The following is a 16967-nucleotide window of genomic DNA, read 5'->3' on the forward strand; positions in this document are numbered from 1 at the left end:
CTAAATGACTTCTGTTTCTTCCTCCACCCGGTTGCCTTGCGGCAACCGGGTTCTTGATTTGGCCCGTGCGCATGTCATGGGTATCTTGAATGTCACTCCCGATTCCTTTTCCGACGGCGGCCGGTTCAACCAGCTGGATGTGGCTTTGCGTCATGCCGAAGCTATGGTTGCGGCCGGTGCTACGCTGATCGATATAGGCGGAGAGTCGACTCGCCCAGGAGCGCGGGCGGTATCGCCGCTGGAAGAGTTGGAGCGAGTGGCGCCAGTGGTCGAGCGAATAGGCCGCGAACTGGACGTGATCATTTCTGTTGATACTTCGACGCCAGCTGTCATGCGGGAGACCGCGCGGCTTGGTGCTGGGTTGATTAATGATGTGCGCTCGCTTCGTCGTGACGGCGCTCTGGATGCCGCCGCCGCCAGTGGCTTGCCCGTATGCCTGATGCATATGCTCGGTGAGCCAGGGGATATGCAGGACAGTCCGCACTATCAGGATGTGACCCGTGAAGTGGGAGCATTCCTGGCTGAGCGCATGGGCGCCTGTGCGGCCGCAGGAATCGATGCGCAGCAGATCATCCTCGATCCTGGTTTTGGTTTCGCCAAGACCCTGCAGCACAATCTGAGTCTGTTCAAGCACATGGAGGCCCTGCACTCCCTGGGGCGGCCGCTATTGGTGGGCGTCTCGCGCAAGAGCATGATCGGCCAGGCCCTTGAGCGTCCCGTAGGCGAACGGCTACATGGCAGCCTGGCATTGGCTGCGCTGGCCGTGGCCAAGGGAGCGAAAATTATCCGCGTCCATGATGTCGCCGAGACCGTGGATGTAGTGCGAATGATTACGGCTGTGGAATCCGCCGAATAAGAATGATGGAGTACCTATGACTAAAAAATACTTTGGCACCGACGGCATTCGTGGCCGTGTGGGCGAATACCCAATTACTCCTGATTTCATGCTCAAGCTCGGATGGGCGGCCGGCATGGCTTTTCGCAGCATGGGCGCTTGCCGGGTTCTGGTGGGCAAGGACACGCGAATTTCCGGCTACATGTTCGAATCGGCTCTGGAGGCCGGGCTGTCGGCGGCTGGTGCTGATGTCATGCTGCTCGGGCCTATGCCGACCCCGGCGATTGCCTATCTGACGCGTACTTTCCACGCGGAAGCGGGCATCGTCATCAGTGCGTCGCATAACCCCCACGACGACAATGGCATCAAGTTCTTCTCGGGAGAGGGCACCAAGCTGCCTGATGAAGTCGAACTGATGATCGAGGAACTGTTGGAGGCGCCCATGACCGTGGTGGAGTCCAGCAAGCTCGGCAAGGTGTCGCGAATCAATGATGCCTCGGGACGCTACATCGAATTTTGCAAGAGCAGTGTTCCCTCCAGTACCAGCTTTGCGGGCCTGAAGATCGTTCTCGACTGCGCCCATGGTGCCACCTACAAGGTCGCGCCGAGCGTGTTCCGCGAGCTGGGGGCCCAGGTCACCGTGCTGTCGGCACAGCCCAATGGTTTGAATATTAACGAGAACTGCGGCTCGACCCATATGGCGCAGTTGCAGGCTGCGGTCCTGGCTGAGCATGCCGACCTGGGTATCGCCTTCGATGGTGACGGTGACCGAGTGCTGATGGTCGACCAGACGGGGGCGATCGTCGACGGCGACGAATTGCTGTTCATCATCGCTCGCGACCTGCATGAGCGCGGCAAGCTGCATGGAGGGGTGGTCGGAACCCTCATGAGTAACCTGGGCCTGGAGTTGGCCCTGGCGGACCTGGGTATTCCTTTTGTTCGTGCCAATGTCGGTGACCGCTATGTGATTGCTGAGTTGCTGGAGCGCAACTGGCTGGTGGGTGGCGAGAACTCCGGGCACATCGTGTGTTTCCGTCATGCCACCACGGGCGATGCGATCATCGCTGCACTGCAGGTGCTGATGGCGCTCAAGGCCCGTGGCGATAGCCTGGCTCAGTGCCGGCAGGGGCTGCGCAAATGTCCACAGGTTCTGGTCAACGTACGTTTCGGTGGTGGTGATAGCCCCGTCGAACACCCTGCGGTGAAGGAAGCTTGTGAGCGAGTGACTGCCGCGATGGCGGGGCGTGGACGGGTCCTTCTGCGCAAGTCCGGAACAGAGCCTCTGGTGCGGGTCATGGTCGAAGGTGACGATGAAATCCAGGTTCGTGCCTATGCCGATGAGCTGGCAAAACTGGTTGCTGAAGTTTCTGCCTGATTTCAGCTTGCCAGTGGTGTTTTGGTTGGGTAACATCTGCGCCCACTTTGACCGACGAGGTAAAGCATGCGTCGCCCTATGGTAGCTGGTAACTGGAAGATGCACGGTACCCGCGCCAGCGTCGCTGAGCTGATCAATGGCCTTCGTCATCTGGCCTTGCCAAGCGGTGTTGATGTTGCGGTGTTCCCGCCTTGCTTGTACATCAATCAGGTGATTGATGGCTTGAAAGGCAAGTCGATCATGGTCGGCGCGCAGAACTCCGCGGTAGAGCCGATGCAGGGTGCGTTGACGGGCGAGATCGCCCCGAGTCAATTAGTGGATGCAGGTTGTTCCCTGGTATTGGTTGGGCACTCCGAGCGCCGTCAGATGATGGGCGAGCGTGATGTGACTCTCAATCGCAAGTTCGCAGCAGCGCAGGCCTGTGGTTTGAAGCCGGTTCTGTGTGTAGGGGAGACCCTGGAGCAGCGCGAAGCCGGGAAGACTCTTGAGGTTGTCGGGCGTCAGCTGGGCAGCATCATCGAAGAGTTGGGTGTTGGTGCGTTTGCCAATGCTGTTATCGCTTACGAGCCGGTCTGGGCCATTGGCACCGGGCTGACGGCAACACCGCAGCAAGCTCAGGATGTGCATGCAGCCATCCGCGCGCAGCTGGCGGCAGAGAATTCTGAAGTGGCACGAGGTGTGCGGCTTCTATACGGCGGCAGCGTGAAAGCGGCCAATGCGGTCGAACTGTTCGGCATGCCGGATATCGATGGGGGGCTCATTGGTGGGGCTTCCCTGAATGCAGATGAGTTCGGTGCGATTTGTCGCGCCGCGGGAAACTGAAAAAATGCTGGAAACAGTCGTAGTCGTTTTTCATCTGCTGGGCGCCTTGGGCGTAGTCGCTCTGGTTTTGCTGCAGCAGGGTAAAGGTGCGGAAGCTGGCGCGTCTTTCGGTGCAGGTGCTTCAAATACTGTGTTCGGAAGCCAAGGTTCCTCTACCTTTCTTAGTAAGTTTACTGCTATACTTGCCGCCGGTTTCTTCATAACCAGCTTGGGGTTAGGTTACTTTGCTAAAGAGAAAGCTCACCAGCTGACTCAAGCAGGTCTACCGGATCCAGCAGTACTAGAAGTACCAAAGCAAAAGCCGGCTTCTGATGATGTCCCGGTGCTTCAAGAGCAAAAGTCGGCTAATAGTGCGACTGACGTACCTCCAGCTCCAGAGCAGAAGTAAGAAGAGTTTCAAGCAGTAACGTAGTCTATGCCGAGGTGGTGGAATTGGTAGACACGCAACCTTGAGGTGGTTGTGCCCATAGGGTGTAGGGGTTCGAGTCCCCTTCTCGGTACCAATTATCAGGAGAGCCCGCTGTTGCGGGCTTTCTTGTAGGCGGAAGGTTACATTGACCCAAAATTGGATCAGTCGTATACTTCCGCCCCAGCTTTGACGCGGGGTGGAGCAGTCTGGTAGCTCGTCGGGCTCATAACCCGAAGGTCGTCGGTTCAAATCCGGCCCCCGCAACCAGTTTTAGCAGAGCCCCTTTTCAGGGGCTTTTTGTTAGCTGGACACTTTATAGCGCCGCTGTTCAACGGCGTTTCCGGGATGGGCGTTTCGCCCATTTTTTATTTGCACAAGCATGCACGAGGGGGTTCAGGTGTCGAGCAAGCTAGAACAGTTGCAGGCCTTGTTGGCCCCGGTGGTCGTGGCCCTTGGCTATGAATGCTGGGGTATCGAGTTTTCGGCTCAGGGCCGCCATTCATTGTTGCGCGTTTATATCGATAAAGAAGGCGGTGTGCTGGTGGACGACTGTGCCATCGTCAGCCGCCAGCTCAGCGGTGTCCTGGACGTTGAAGATCCAATTTCCGTTGAATACACCCTTGAAGTTTCCTCTCCTGGCATGGAACGCCCACTGTTCACCCTTGAACAGTTTGCCAAGTATGTCGGTGAGCAAGTGAAGATCAAGCTGCGCTCGCCCTTCGAAGGTCGGCGTAATTTCCAGGGCCTTCTCCGCGGGGTGGAGGAGCAGGATGTCGTGGTGCAGGTAGATAACCACGAGTTCCTGTTGCCGATCGATATGATCGACAAGGCCAACATTATTCCCAGTTTTGACTGAGACGCGGATCCCGCGGATCCAATGGCTTGCGAAAGGCGAGGCGTACGATGAGCAAAGAAGTACTGCTGGTTGTTGAGTCGGTATCCAATGAAAAGGGTGTACCGGCAAGCGTGATTTTTGAAGCGCTGGAGCTGGCCCTGGCCACTGCTACCAAGAAGCGTTTTGAAGACGAAGTGGACCTGCGTGTGGATATCAACCGCCACACCGGTTCCTATGAAACTTTCCGTCGCTGGACTGTGGTCGAAGAAGCCGACCTGGATGATCCGGCGGTGGAGATCTGGCCGAGCAAGGCCCACGAGACTCATCCCGATGCCAAGGTCGGTGATGTGATCGAGGAAAAGATCGAATCCATCGAGTTCGGCCGCATCGCTGCCCAGACCGCCAAGCAGGTCATCGTGCAGAAGGTTCGCGAAGCCGAGCGCGCACAGGTGGTGGATGCCTACCGCGAGCGCCTGGGCGAGATCATCTCCGGCACCGTCAAGAAGGTGACCCGGGACAACGTGATCGTCGACCTGGGCAACAACGCCGAGGCGTTGCTGGCTCGTGAAGACATCATCTCCCGTGAGACTTTCCGGGTTGGCGTGCGCCTGCGCGCGCTGCTCAAGGAAATCCGCACCGAGAACCGCGGCCCGCAGCTGATCCTGTCGCGTACCGCTCCGGAAATGCTGATCGAGCTGTTCCGTATCGAAGTGCCGGAAATCGCCGAGGGCCTGATCGAAGTCATGGCCGCTTCCCGTGATCCGGGTTCGCGGGCCAAGATCGCCGTTCGCTCCAAGGACAAGCGCATCGACCCGCAGGGCGCGTGCATCGGTATGCGCGGTTCGCGCGTCCAGGCCGTTTCCGGCGAATTGGGCGGTGAGCGCGTAGACATCGTACTGTGGGACGAGAACCCGGCGCAGTTCGTGATCAACGCCATGTCGCCGGCCGAAGTAGCGGCCATCATCGTCGACGAAGATGCCCACGCCATGGACATCGCCGTTGGCGCTGACAACTTGGCCCAAGCCATTGGCCGCGGCGGTCAGAACGTGCGCCTGGCTAGCCAGTTGACTGGCTGGACCCTGAATGTGATGACCGAATCGGACATCCAGGCCAAGCAGCAAGCAGAAACCGGCGACATCCTGCGCAATTTCATCGACGAGCTGGAAGTCGATGAAGAGCTGGCGCAGGTTCTGGTTGATGAAGGCTTCACCAGCCTGGAAGAGATTGCCTACGTACCGTTGGAAGAAATGCTCAACATCGACGGCTTTGACGAAGACATCGTCAACGAGCTTCGCGCTCGCGCCAAGGACCGTTTGTTGACTAAAGCCATCGCTACTGAGGAAAAGCTGGCAGACGCCCATCCGGCCGAAGACCTGCTCTCGCTTGAGGGTATGGACAAGGATTTGGCGATGGAACTGGCGGTGCGCGGCGTAGTTACCCGCGAAGACCTGGCCGAGCAGTCTATTGACGACCTGCTCGACATCGACGGCATCGACGATGATCGTGCCGGCAAGTTGATCATGGCCGCCCGAGCCCATTGGTTCGAGTAATAGGCGCGGCCTGAGGAGAGAAGTGCATGACGCAAGTCACGGTGAAACAACTGGCCGATGAGGTCAAAACACCGGTAGAGCGCCTGCTGCAGCAGATGCGTGAGGCAGGTCTGCCGCACACCGCCGCCGAGGAACATGTGAGCGACAGCGAGAAACAATCGCTGCTGACTCACCTGAAAAGCAGCCACAAGGCGAAAGTGGAAGAACCGCGCAAGATCACTTTGCAGCGCAAGACCACCAGCACCCTGCGTGTCGCTGGCAGCAAGAGCATCAGCGTTGAAGTGCGCAAGAAGAAAGTCTTCGTGCAGCGCAGCCCGGAAGAAATCGAAGCCGAGCGCCAGCGTGAACTGGAAGAACGTCGCGCAGTAGAAAATGCTGCCCGTCAAAAGGCTGAAGAAGAAGCCAAGCGCCGCGCCGAAGAAGAAGCGCGTCGTCAGCCTGCTCCGGTTGCCGAGCCTGTCGTCGAAGCTGTCGCGGAACCAGCCCCGGTGGCGGTCGAGCCTGTGCAGGAGGCGCCAGCGGCGGCTCCAGCTCCGGTTGCGGATGCTCGCAAGAAGGATGAACAGCGTCGTCCGGACAAGTCCCGCAACGACGACAACCGCCGTGGTGGCGATGGCGAGCGCAAGAACGCTCCGCATCGTGCCTCGGTCAAGGAAAAGGCTCCTGCGCCACGCGTTGCCCCGCGTACCACCGACGAAGAAAGCGATGGCTTCCGTCGTGGTGGCCGCGGCAAGGCCAAGCTGAAGAAACGCAACGCTCACGGTTTCCAGAACCCTACCGGGCCGGTGATTCGTGACGTGCAGATCGGCGAGACCATCACCGTGGGCGAACTGGCCCAGCAGATGTCGGTGAAGGCTGCTGAAGTCATCAAGTTCATGTTCAAGCTGGGTACCCCAGCCACCATCAACCAGGTACTGGACCAGGAAACTGCCCAGCTGGTTGCCGAGGAACTGGGCCACAAGGTGACCCTGATCAGCGACACCGCCCTGGAAGATTCCCTGGCCGAGTCCCTGAAGTTCGAAGGTGAAGCGGTTTCCCGTGCGCCGGTCGTGACCGTAATGGGCCACGTTGACCACGGTAAGACCTCGCTGCTGGACTACATCCGCCGCGCCAAGGTGGCTGCGGGCGAAGCCGGTGGCATTACCCAGCACATCGGTGCCTACCACGTGGAAACCGAGCGTGGCATGGTCACCTTCCTCGACACTCCTGGTCACGCCGCGTTTACCGCAATGCGTGCCCGTGGTGCCAAGGCGACCGACATCGTGATCCTGGTGGTCGCGGCGGATGACGGCGTGATGCCGCAGACCATCGAAGCTGTCCAGCACGCCCAGGCTGCTGGCGTTCCGCTAGTGGTTGCGGTGAACAAGATCGACAAGCCGGGTGCTGACCTGGACCGTATCCGCAGCGAGCTCGCAGCGCACGGCGTGACTCCGGAAGACTGGGGTGGCGATACTCCGTTCGTACCGGTCTCCGCGAAAATGGGTACTGGCGTCGACGACCTGCTCGAAGCCGTCCTGCTGCAAGCCGAGGTATTGGAACTCACCGCAATGCCTTCGGCCCCTGGCCGTGGCGTAGTGGTCGAGTCCCGTCTCGACAAGGGTCGTGGTCCGGTGGCTACCGTGCTGGTTCAGGACGGTACCCTGCGTCAGGGCGACATGGTGCTGGTTGGTTCGAACTATGGCCGCGTGCGCGCCATGCTCGACGAGAACGGCAAGCCGATCAAGGAAGCGGGCCCGGCCATTCCGGTCGAGATCCTCGGCCTGGACGGAACCCCGGACGCTGGCGACGAGATGAGCGTGGTGGCTGACGAGAAGAAGGCCCGTGAAGTGGCCCTGTTCCGTCAAGGCAAGTTCCGCGAGGTCAAGCTGGCCCGCGCCCACGCCGGCAAGCTGGAAAACATCTTCGAAAGCATGGGCCAGGAAGAGAAGAAGACGCTCAACATCGTCCTCAAGTCCGACGTCCGTGGTTCGCTGGAAGCCCTGCAAGGTGCGTTGAACGGCCTGGGCAACGACGAAGTGCAAGTACGCGTGGTCGGCGGCGGCGTCGGTGGTATCACCGAGAGCGACGCCAACCTGGCACTGGCTTCCAACGCTGTACTGTTCGGCTTCAACGTGCGTGCCGATGCCGGCGCGCGCAAGATCGTCGAGCAGGAAGGTCTGGATATGCGTTACTACAACGTGATCTACGACATCATTGAAGACGTCAAGAAAGCCCTGACCGGTATGCTGGGCAGCGACGTCCGGGAGAACATCCTGGGTATCGCCGAAGTCCGCGACGTGTTCCGTTCGCCGAAGTTCGGTGCGATCGCCGGTTGCATGGTCATCGAAGGTGTCGTGCACCGTAACCGTCCGATCCGCGTACTGCGTGAAGACATCGTTATCTTCGAAGGCGAGCTGGAATCCCTGCGCCGCTTCAAGGATGACGCTTCCGAAGTGCGTGCCGGCATGGAATGCGGTATCGGCGTCAAGAGCTACAACGACGTCAAGGTTGGCGACAAGATCGAAGTCTTCGAGAAGGTCCAGGTTGCTCGCAGCCTCTGACTCGCGCACTTCAAGAGCCCCGATGGATCGCCGCATGCAAATGCGCGGCATCGCTGGCGGGCTCTAAACGCAACGCCCGGTCCGGCTTCTGCCAGGCCGGGCGTTTGCCGCTTTCAGACCACACGGGTTTCGCCGTGAGGCAGTAACAGGTAACAAGACATGGCAAAAGAATATAGCCGTACCCAACGCATCGGCGATCAGATGCAGCGCGAACTGGCGCAACTGATCCGCCGCGAAGTCAAGGATCCACGTGTCGGCCTGGTGACCATCACCGCCGTGGACGTCAGCCGCGATGTCGGCCACGCGAAGATCTACATCACCGTCATGGGCCAGGAAGGCGCCGAGTCCATCGCCCAGAGCATCAAGGTGCTGAACTCGGCTGCAGGTTTCCTGCGCATGCAACTGGCCCGCGAAATGAAGCTGCGCAGCGTGCCGCAACTGCACTTCCATTACGACGAGAGCGTGGCCCGTGGCGCACACCTGTCGGCGCTGATCGAGCGTGCCGTGGCTGAAGACAGCCTGCACGGCGAAGCCTCTGCTCCTGAAGACACCAAGGAGTAAGCGGTGGCCCAGGTCAAGCGTATCCGCCGTAACGTCAGCGGCATCATCCTGTTGGACAAGCCCCTGGGCTTCACCTCCAACGCGGCATTGCAGAAGGTCCGCTGGCTGCTCAATGCCGAGAAGGCCGGCCATACCGGCAGCCTCGACCCCCTGGCCACCGGCGTGCTGCCGCTGTGCTTCGGCGAGGCTACCAAGTTCTCGCAATACCTGCTCGATTCCGACAAGGGTTACGAAACCCTGATGCAAATGGGCAAGACCACCAGCACCGCGGATGCCGAAGGCGAAGTGCTGCGTACCCGCGAAGTGACCGTTGGTCGTGCCGATATCGAAGCGGTATTGCCGGAATTTCGTGGTGAAATCAAGCAGATACCACCCATGTACTCCGCCCTCAAGCGTGACGGCCAGCCTCTCTACAAGCTGGCTCGTGCAGGGGAAGTGGTGGAGCGCGAACCGCGTTCTGTTACTATTGCGCGCCTGGAATTGCTCGCCTGCGAAGGTGACACCGCTCGCCTGGCGGTGGATTGCAGCAAAGGCACCTATATCCGCACCCTGGTGGAGGATATTGGTGAGAGGCTCGGTTGTGGTGCGTACGTCGCGGAACTGCGGCGGACCCAGGCCGGCCCTTTCAGCCTGGCCCAGACGGTCACCCTGGAAGAGCTCGAGGCAGTGCATGCCGAAGGTGGCAACGAGGCGGTTGATCGTTTCCTGATGCCATCGGATAGCGGCCTGCAGGATTGGCCCTTGCTGCACTTCTCGGAACACAGTGCGTTCTACTGGCTCAATGGCCAACCGGTACGCGCTCCCGATGCACCGAAGTTCGGCATGGTGCGGGTACAAGATCACAACGGTCGCTTCATCGGTATCGGTGAAGTGAGCGAAGACGGGCGCATCGCGCCGCGTCGACTGATTCGGTCAGAGTGACCGAAACCAGTCCGGGTAACAGCGGGCTGGCGAGTGTGGCTGTCAGCAGGCACGGTCACCACTCTTTTTTAGATACAGGGATTTGTCCCTGGCCTGTTGAAACTGTTCTTGAACAGTTTCCTGATATAAGGAATGCCCACATGGCACTCAGCGTTGAAGAAAAAGCTCAGATCGTAGCCGACTACCAGCAAGCTGTTGGTGACACTGGTTCGCCAGAAGTGCAAGTTGCACTGCTGACCGCCAACATCAACAAACTGCAAGGTCACTTCAAGGCCAACGGTAAAGACCACCACTCCCGTCGTGGCCTGATCCGCATGGTAAACCAGCGTCGTAAGCTGCTGGACTACCTGAAGGGCAAGGACCTGAGCCGTTACAGCACCCTGATCGGTCGTCTGGGTCTGCGTCGCTAATCAGCGATTGCGCTATGAGGTTGGTTGCTTGCCATGCGTCAGCGGTTTTTCCGCCGGCGTATGGCAGGCTTCCAGCCTCAAGTTTTATCTGGCTGTAGTTTTACCTGGACAATAAAGGCTGGGCCGATTCCCACCGTTGCCCAAGAATTTCGCAAGAACACAAGTTTCCCCAAGAGCCACAAAGAAGGTAGGACACCGTGAACCCGGTAATCAAGAAATTCCAGTTCGGTCAGTCGACCGTAACCCTCGAGACTGGCCGTATCGCCCGTCAGGCCTCCGGCGCAGTATTGGTCACCGTTGACGACGACGTCAGCGTATTGGTGACCGTAGTGGGTGCCAAGCAAGCCGATCCAGGCAAAGGCTTCTTCCCTCTGTCTGTCCACTACCAGGAAAAAACCTACGCCGCCGGCAAGATCCCTGGTGGTTTCTTCAAGCGTGAAGGCCGTCCTTCCGAGAAAGAAACCCTGACCTCGCGTCTGATCGACCGCCCGATCCGCCCTCTGTTTCCAGAAGGCTTCATGAACGAAGTGCAGGTTGTCTGCACCGTGGTTTCCACCAGCAAGAAGACCGATCCGGACATCGCTGCGATGATCGGTACCTCCGCTGCCCTGGCCATCTCCGGTATTCCTTTCGACGGCCCGATCGGCGCTGCCCGCGTCGCTTTCCACGAAAGCACCGGCTACCTGCTGAACCCAACCTACGAGCAACTGGCTGCTTCGAGCCTGGACATGGTCGTAGCCGGTACCGAAGAAGCGGTACTGATGGTTGAGTCCGAAGCCAAGGAACTGACCGAAGACCAGATGCTGGGCGCCGTGCTGTTCGCCCACGACGAATTCCAGTCGGTAATCAAGGCCGTCAAGGAACTGGCCGCCGAAGCCGCCAAGCCAACTTGGGACTGGGCGCCTGCCGCCGAAGCCACCGAGCTGCTGGGTGCCATCCGCGCCGAGTTCGGCGACGCCATCTCCCAGGCCTACACCATCACCGTCAAGGCCGACCGTTATGCCCGCCTGGGCGAGCTGAAGGACCAAGTGGTCGCCAAGCTCTCCGGCGAAGAAGGCCAGCCATCGGCTGCCGAAGTCAAGGCCGCTTTCGGCGAGATCGAATACCGCACCGTTCGCGAGAACATCGTCAACGGCAAGCCACGTATCGACGGCCGCGACACTCGCACCGTACGTCCGCTGAATATCGAAGTCGGCGTCCTGGCCAAGACCCACGGTTCGGCCCTGTTCACCCGTGGCGAAACCCAGGCCCTGGTCGTCGCGACCCTGGGTACTGCCCGTGACGCCCAGCTGCTGGACACCCTGGAAGGCGAGAAGAAAGACCCCTTCATGCTGCACTACAACTTCCCGCCGTTCTCGGTGGGCGAGTGTGGCCGCATGGGCGGTGCTGGTCGTCGTGAAATCGGCCACGGCCGCCTGGCCCGTCGTTCCGTCCAGGCCATGCTGCCGGATACCGACTCGTTCCCGTACACCATCCGCGTGGTATCGGAAATCACCGAGTCCAACGGCTCCAGCTCCATGGCTTCGGTCTGCGGTGCTTCCCTGGCCCTGATGGACGCCGGTGTACCGATGAAGGCTCCGGTTGCCGGTATCGCCATGGGCCTGGTGAAGGAAGGCGAGAAGTTCGCCGTCCTGACCGACATCCTGGGTGACGAAGACCACCTGGGCGACATGGACTTCAAGGTAGCCGGTACCGCCAAAGGCGTAACCGCGCTGCAGATGGACATCAAGATCAAGGGCATCACCGAAGAAATCATGGAGATCGCCCTGGGCCAGGCCCTGGAAGCTCGCCTGAACATCCTCGGCCAGATGAACCAAGTGATCGGCCAGTCGCGTACCGAGCTGTCGGCCAACGCTCCGACCATGATCGCGATGAAGATCGACACCGACAAGATCCGTGACGTCATCGGTAAAGGCGGCGCCACCATCCGCGCGATCTGCGAAGAAACCAAGGCTTCGATCGACATCGAAGACGACGGTTCGATCAAGATCTTCGGCGAAACCAAGGAAGCGGCAGAAGCTGCTCGCCAGCGCGTCCTGGGCATCACCGCAGAAGCCGAGATCGGCAAGATCTACCTGGGCAAGGTCGAGCGTATCGTCGACTTCGGCGCCTTCGTCAACATCCTGCCGGGCAAGGACGGTCTGGTGCACATCTCCATGCTGAGCGACGCTCGCGTAGAGAAAGTCACCGACATCCTGAAAGAAGGCCAGGAAGTGGAAGTGCTGGTACTGGACGTGGACAACCGCGGCCGTATCAAGCTGTCCATCAAGGACGTGGCGGCAGCCAAGGCTTCGGGCGTTTGATCACCCGCTAGCCTCACGCTGAACAAGCAAGCGCCCCGACTGGTTCGGGGCGTTTTGCTATCTGCGCTTGATATCTCTTTGCCCTCTTGCCTGGCGCGCCCCGGGCGCCGGTGCTAGGTTTAGCCCACGCCGGTGTAGCTCAGTCGGTAGAGCAGCGCACTCGTAACGCGAAGGTCGCAGGTTCGATTCCTGTCTCCGGCACCAGATAGCAGGCCAGGGCCGTTCATCACTGCCTACGCCCTTAGAACACCCCGAAAGACACCAAGCTACAAAACGTCACCAGGCCGCTTCAGCCAATATGCCGAGTTCGCAGGTTGTATCTAAAAACCATGCTAGATGGTCGTCATAGCTTGCTCTATCAGCTCCAGAGCTTTCCTGCTCAATTCAGTTGAGCGCCTTCTAGTTGCCTGTTGAAATGTGTCTGATTTGCAGATTCCGACAATCCATAAACAAATACATCAACTAAGAGTTTGCTTGTACTTAACCAGCATCACGGAATGGCTTCGCGCCTTATTCGTTGCTACTGGCTTTGTGCTCTTTGTGCCTGGATGAGTTTTGGGCTCCGTTGTACATGCCCAGATGGGTCATGAAGTGTGTGGTGGCCGCTAGGGGCGTTGCGCATAATGACAGCCAGGAATCATGGAGTGTCCAGTGTGAAGAAGTGGAAGTTGGTTGTGTTCGGTGTGGTGTCGTTGGCCCTTGCAGGCTGCGAGAAAGGACCTTCCTATGAGTTTGAGGGCCAATACTTCGCCACTGAAGGAGAAAATTGCACGACTCCAGCGAGTACCAAGGATCTTGAGCACTATTTTCTGGAGATAACCAAGCAGGTGGGCTGGGGAAGCGTGTTGTATTCCGCCACTTTGCCATCAGCGGTCAAGGCCGGGCTGCCTGTTGTCAGTGCGCAAGGCGTCTCGCCCAATGATGACAATGAACTCACTTTCCATTTCAGCAAAGCCAGGGTGTAGTGGTCTAATGAAACCGGACACTCATTTAGGCGAGAATGCTCGCCAGATAGAGGTGTCTGATGACCAAGCAACGTCGTTCATTTTCCGCTGAGTTCAAACGCGAGGCCGCAGGCCTCGTGCTTGATCAAGGCTATAGCCACATCGAAGCCTGTCGTTCCCTTGGCGTTGTCGAGTCTGCGCTGCGTCGCTGGGTTAACCAGCTTCAACAGGAGCGCAATGGCGTGACTCCGCAAAGCAAAGCGTTGACGCCCGAGCAGCAAAAAATCCAGGAGTTGGAAGCCCGGATCAATCGGCTGGAGCGGGAAAAAACGATCCTAAAAAAGGCCACCGCGCTCTTGATGGCCGAGGAACACGAGCGTTCGCGTTAATTGATCAACTTCGTTCTGAAGAGCCTGTTGATCTGTTGTGCTCGGTATTTGAAGTCACCCGATCTTGCTATTACGCGCACTGCCGCAAGCGTCGATCTCCGAACGTTGAGCGGATGGTTTTGCGTAGTCGCGTGAACGAGCTGTTCTCCCAAAGCCGCAGCGCGGCGTGCAGCCGAAGCATCATGTTCATGATGCGTGAGGACGGCATAGAGATTGGGCGATTCAAGGTACGCAAGCTGATGAGCGAGATGAAACTGGTCAGCAAGCAGCCTGGCTCACATGCCTATAAAAAGGCGACAGTGGAACGGCCAGATATCCCGAACGTGCTGGATCGAGAGTTCACTGTAGAGAAACCGAATAAGGTCTGGTGCGGTGACATCACCTATATCTGGGCTCAAGGCCGCTGGCACTATGTGGCGGTTGTGATCGATCTGTTCGCCCGCCGCGTAGTGGGCTGGGCATTTTCATCGAAGCCTGATGCCGACCTGGTGATCAAGGCTTTGGACATGGCGTATGAACAGCGTGACCGCCCCCAGAATGTGCTGTTTCACAGCGACCAAGGAAGCCAATACGGCAGCCGGAGCTTTCGCCAGCGGCTATGGCGTTATCGCTTCACGCAAAGCATGAGTCGGCGTGGAAACTGCTACGACAACGCACCGATGGAACGGTTGTTTCGCAGCCTGAAAACGGAATGGATACCGACCGTGGGCTACATGAGTGCATCGCTGGCACAGCAGGATATCGGTCGTTTTTTGATGCAGAGGTACAACTGGCAACGGCCACATCAATTCAACAGCGGGTTGGCGCCCGCAGTGGCCGAGGGAAAACTTAACGCAGTGTCCGGGATTAGTTGACCACTACAGGGTGACCGGGGTTCCTCCAGAGAATCCGGACTTCAATATCGTCGTTACCGTCATTCCCAATAAAAACAGGGAAGGGCATCTTTGGCTGATCAAGGAAACGATGATCATTAACAAGGATGGGGAAGTGAAGGAGTTCGATATCCTTGAGCGTCTGAGAGACCTTATCGAGGTCGGGCAAACAGGCGCTTGCTTGAGAAAAGCAACGGCGACGGGCTGATTCTTGCAGCCCTGATTGGCTAATGCCGATCAGTCAAGGCGCTTGTAGGAGCGAGGCTTGCCCGCGATGCGCGCTACCGTTAACGAGCGTCGACCGGCTGCTCCTACAGGGGATCACCTCGCTTAACTGACGGGCATTACCCCCTTTGAAACACCGATATAGCCCATCGCTTTGGCTGGGTCTGCGAAATCCTGTTTCTCAGGGTTCTGGTGGGCTGGTGTTTGGCGATGCTCCGCAAAACCTCCGATTTTTCTGCAATGGGTGCATCAGGTCATATAAATCACCGGCCAAAGCCCCTATATTCGGTCCCTGTCTGAGTACCAGCATGCTGTTTTCAGATGATCCCGAATGGCTCTGCAGGCCGGTTGAATCGAGCGGCCCAGAGATCCCAGCGACCCCGATCCATTTCCATTCCCAAGATCAGAGAGAACGAGATGATTCCTAAAGAGGCAAGAATCGACGTAGCGCTTGAAAGGTACCTGGCTGCCACGCCTTCCTTGCAAGAAGAAATCAGCGCCCTGAGCCCTGAGGAACAGAAGCAACAGGCGCAATGGGCCTTTGAAGACGAGGCGGAGTCTCGCGGTATCGAGCCGTGGGAACTGGTGCTCGACCTGGTGGCCGAGACACCCGAGGAGCTGAAGGCCATGCGCCTGGAAGTACACCAGGAGGTTGCCGAGGCACTGGGCATGGATCTTCAGGACTATCTGGAACTCAACGAAATCGACGATTGAGCGCTAGCGGCGGCAAGCTTCAAGAACGCTTCTTGAAGCTTGTAGCCAAACCCGCCGCAGTTTTCAGAGGCTCAGGCGCATGGACAGGTCCAGGGCCTTCACATCCTTGGTCATGGCGCCGATGGAGATGTAGTCCACGCCGGTCTCGGCGATCGGACGCAAGGTACTTTCGTTGATCCCGCCGCTGGCTTCGAGCTTGGCCTGGCCAGCATTCAGGCGCACAGCCTCGCGCATGTCGTCCAGGCTCAACTCGTCGAGCATGATGATATCGGCACCCGCCGCCAGCGCTTCTTTCAATTCCACCAGGCTTTCCACTTCCACCTCCACCGGCTTGCCCGGGGCGATCTTGTGGGCGGCGCTGATCGCCTGGGCGATACCACCGCAGGCGGCGATATGGTTTTCCTTGATCAGGAAGGCGTCATACAGGCCGATGCGGTGGTTGTGGCAGCCGCCGCAGGTGACTGCGTACTTCTGTGCCAGGCGCAGGCCGGGCAGGGTCTTGCGGGTATCCAGCAGCTTGACCTGGGTATCGGCGACAAAGTCCGCCAGGTAGCGAGCGCGGGTGGCCACCCCCGACAGCAGTTGCAGGAAGTTCAAGGCGCTGCGCTCGCCGGTGAGCAGCGAGCGGGCCGGGCCTTCGAGATGGAACAGCGCCTGGTTGGGCACTACCCGCTCGCCATCCGCCACCTGCCAGTGCACGGCGACCCGTGGGTCCAGTTGGCGAAACACCGCATCGACCCAGGCGGTACCACTGATCACCGCCGCTTCCCGGGTAATGATGGTGGCCTTGGCCAGGCGTTCGGCCGGGATCAGTTGCGCGGTGATATCGCCGCTGCCGATGTCTTCCAGCAGTGCGCGGCGCACGTTGGCTTCGATTTCGGCGGTCAGGTCGGCGAGGCGTAGATTCGGCATAACGGACTCCACAAACAAAGTGCGCCGATTATAGGGGCATGGGATCGGCGAACCCAAGGCGGCTAATCGGCAACCCCGGACCGAACCTGTGTTTCGTCGCTTTGTCTGAATTGATGAGAGATTTTTCCTAGAAACCTAAGGGTTATTTCCGAGGAGTCGACAGAGTCTGCTGGCGTAACAGGGGAGTTTTACAAGATAATGCGACTTGTAATTGACGTCATAGCTTTGACGTGTCTTTGGCTTCCCCTTACATGAAGTGCAGCGCAGTGCATTTATGCCTTCGCTCAGAGTCGGCTGTGAGCGTCACCGGCTCGGCAGGACCTTGATATCGAACCGAAGAAACACCTTTG

16 protein-coding genes and 3 tRNA genes are annotated in these 16967 nt (G+C 58.8%); 18 read left to right on the top strand and 1 reads right to left on the bottom strand.

All coding sequences use genetic code 11. From position 1 onward, the window contains the following. Positions 1–4 precede the first annotated feature (4 nt). From folP to CAG11_RS26840, 18 genes are all read left to right on the top strand, one after another. Entirely contained in the window at positions 5–856 is an 852-nt protein-coding gene (gene folP, locus CAG11_RS26760; protein WP_085599004.1) for a dihydropteroate synthase, read from the top strand. A gap of 16 nt (positions 857–872) precedes the next feature. Beyond that, positions 873–2210: a phosphoglucosamine mutase gene (gene glmM, locus CAG11_RS26765; protein WP_085599006.1), complete on the top strand. Its 1338-nt coding sequence runs from the start codon at positions 873–875 to the stop codon at positions 2208–2210. A gap of 66 nt (positions 2211–2276) precedes the next feature. Beyond that, positions 2277–3032, top strand: coding sequence for a triose-phosphate isomerase (gene tpiA / locus CAG11_RS26770; RefSeq protein WP_085599008.1), 756 nt, complete (start codon positions 2277–2279; stop codon positions 3030–3032). A 4-nt stretch (positions 3033–3036) separates the two neighbouring features. Continuing rightward, positions 3037–3420, top strand: a complete 384-nt coding sequence (secG, locus tag CAG11_RS26775; RefSeq protein WP_085066035.1) for a preprotein translocase subunit SecG — start codon at positions 3037–3039, stop codon at positions 3418–3420. Positions 3421–3449: 29 nt separating this feature from the next. Next, a tRNA-Leu gene (locus CAG11_RS26780) sits at positions 3450–3535 on the top strand. A gap of 96 nt (positions 3536–3631) precedes the next feature. Beyond that, positions 3632–3708 (top strand) — tRNA-Met (locus CAG11_RS26785). Positions 3709–3838: 130 nt separating this feature from the next. Next, complete coding sequence (gene rimP / locus CAG11_RS26790) at positions 3839–4297, top strand: ribosome maturation factor RimP (protein ID WP_053137000.1); 459 nt, start codon at positions 3839–3841, stop codon at positions 4295–4297. A gap of 47 nt (positions 4298–4344) precedes the next feature. Continuing rightward, positions 4345–5826 (top strand): transcription termination factor NusA, encoded by a 1482-nt coding sequence (gene nusA / locus CAG11_RS26795; protein ID WP_085599010.1) that lies wholly within the window; start codon positions 4345–4347, stop codon positions 5824–5826. 26 nt (positions 5827–5852) lie between these two features. Next, on the top strand, positions 5853–8366 hold the full coding sequence (infB, locus tag CAG11_RS26800) for a translation initiation factor IF-2 (protein WP_085599012.1): 2514 nt from the start codon (positions 5853–5855) through the stop codon (positions 8364–8366). 159 nt (positions 8367–8525) lie between these two features. Continuing rightward, positions 8526–8927 (top strand): 30S ribosome-binding factor RbfA, encoded by a 402-nt coding sequence (rbfA, locus tag CAG11_RS26805; protein ID WP_053136941.1) that lies wholly within the window; start codon positions 8526–8528, stop codon positions 8925–8927. Between the two features lie 3 nt (positions 8928–8930). After that, on the top strand, positions 8931–9848 hold the full coding sequence (gene truB, locus CAG11_RS26810) for a tRNA pseudouridine(55) synthase TruB (RefSeq protein ID WP_085599014.1): 918 nt from the start codon (positions 8931–8933) through the stop codon (positions 9846–9848). 140 nt (positions 9849–9988) lie between these two features. Next, positions 9989–10258, top strand: coding sequence for a 30S ribosomal protein S15 (gene rpsO, locus CAG11_RS26815; RefSeq protein ID WP_022642180.1), 270 nt, complete (start codon positions 9989–9991; stop codon positions 10256–10258). Positions 10259–10455: 197 nt separating this feature from the next. Next, positions 10456–12561, top strand: coding sequence for a polyribonucleotide nucleotidyltransferase (gene pnp, locus CAG11_RS26820; RefSeq protein WP_085599016.1), 2106 nt, complete (start codon positions 10456–10458; stop codon positions 12559–12561). Between the two features lie 128 nt (positions 12562–12689). Next, positions 12690–12765: transfer RNA gene (locus CAG11_RS26825), tRNA-Thr, on the top strand. Between the two features lie 449 nt (positions 12766–13214). Further along, the gene (locus CAG11_RS26830) at positions 13215–13526 is read left to right on the top strand and encodes a hypothetical protein (RefSeq protein ID WP_177409181.1); all 312 of its coding nucleotides are present in this window, start codon (positions 13215–13217) and stop codon (positions 13524–13526) included. A 59-nt stretch (positions 13527–13585) separates the two neighbouring features. Beyond that, positions 13586–14748 (top strand): IS3 family transposase gene (locus tag CAG11_RS26835; protein ID WP_143494772.1). Its coding sequence is split into 2 segments (ribosomal slippage): positions 13586–13841 and positions 13841–14748, totalling 1164 coding nucleotides; the frame shifts between segments, so codons are not numbered across the junction. Between the two features lie 10 nt (positions 14749–14758). After that, positions 14759–14974, top strand: a complete 216-nt coding sequence (locus tag CAG11_RS33370; RefSeq protein WP_143494774.1) for a hypothetical protein — start codon at positions 14759–14761, stop codon at positions 14972–14974. Positions 14975–15408: 434 nt separating this feature from the next. Further along, the gene (locus CAG11_RS26840; protein WP_031320853.1) at positions 15409–15705 is read left to right on the top strand and encodes a DUF6388 family protein; all 297 of its coding nucleotides are present in this window, start codon (positions 15409–15411) and stop codon (positions 15703–15705) included. 63 nt (positions 15706–15768) lie between these two features. Here the strand turns inward: CAG11_RS26840 and nadC are convergent, their stop codons facing one another. Further along, the gene (nadC, locus tag CAG11_RS26845) at positions 15769–16617 is read right to left on the bottom strand and encodes a carboxylating nicotinate-nucleotide diphosphorylase (protein ID WP_053136962.1); all 849 of its coding nucleotides are present in this window, start codon (positions 16615–16617) and stop codon (positions 15769–15771) included. Between the last annotated feature and the right edge of the window lie 350 nt (positions 16618–16967).

Source organism: Pseudomonas sp. B6(2017), from assembly GCF_002112765.1.
Taxonomy (GTDB): domain Bacteria; phylum Pseudomonadota; class Gammaproteobacteria; order Pseudomonadales; family Pseudomonadaceae; genus Aquipseudomonas; species Aquipseudomonas piscis.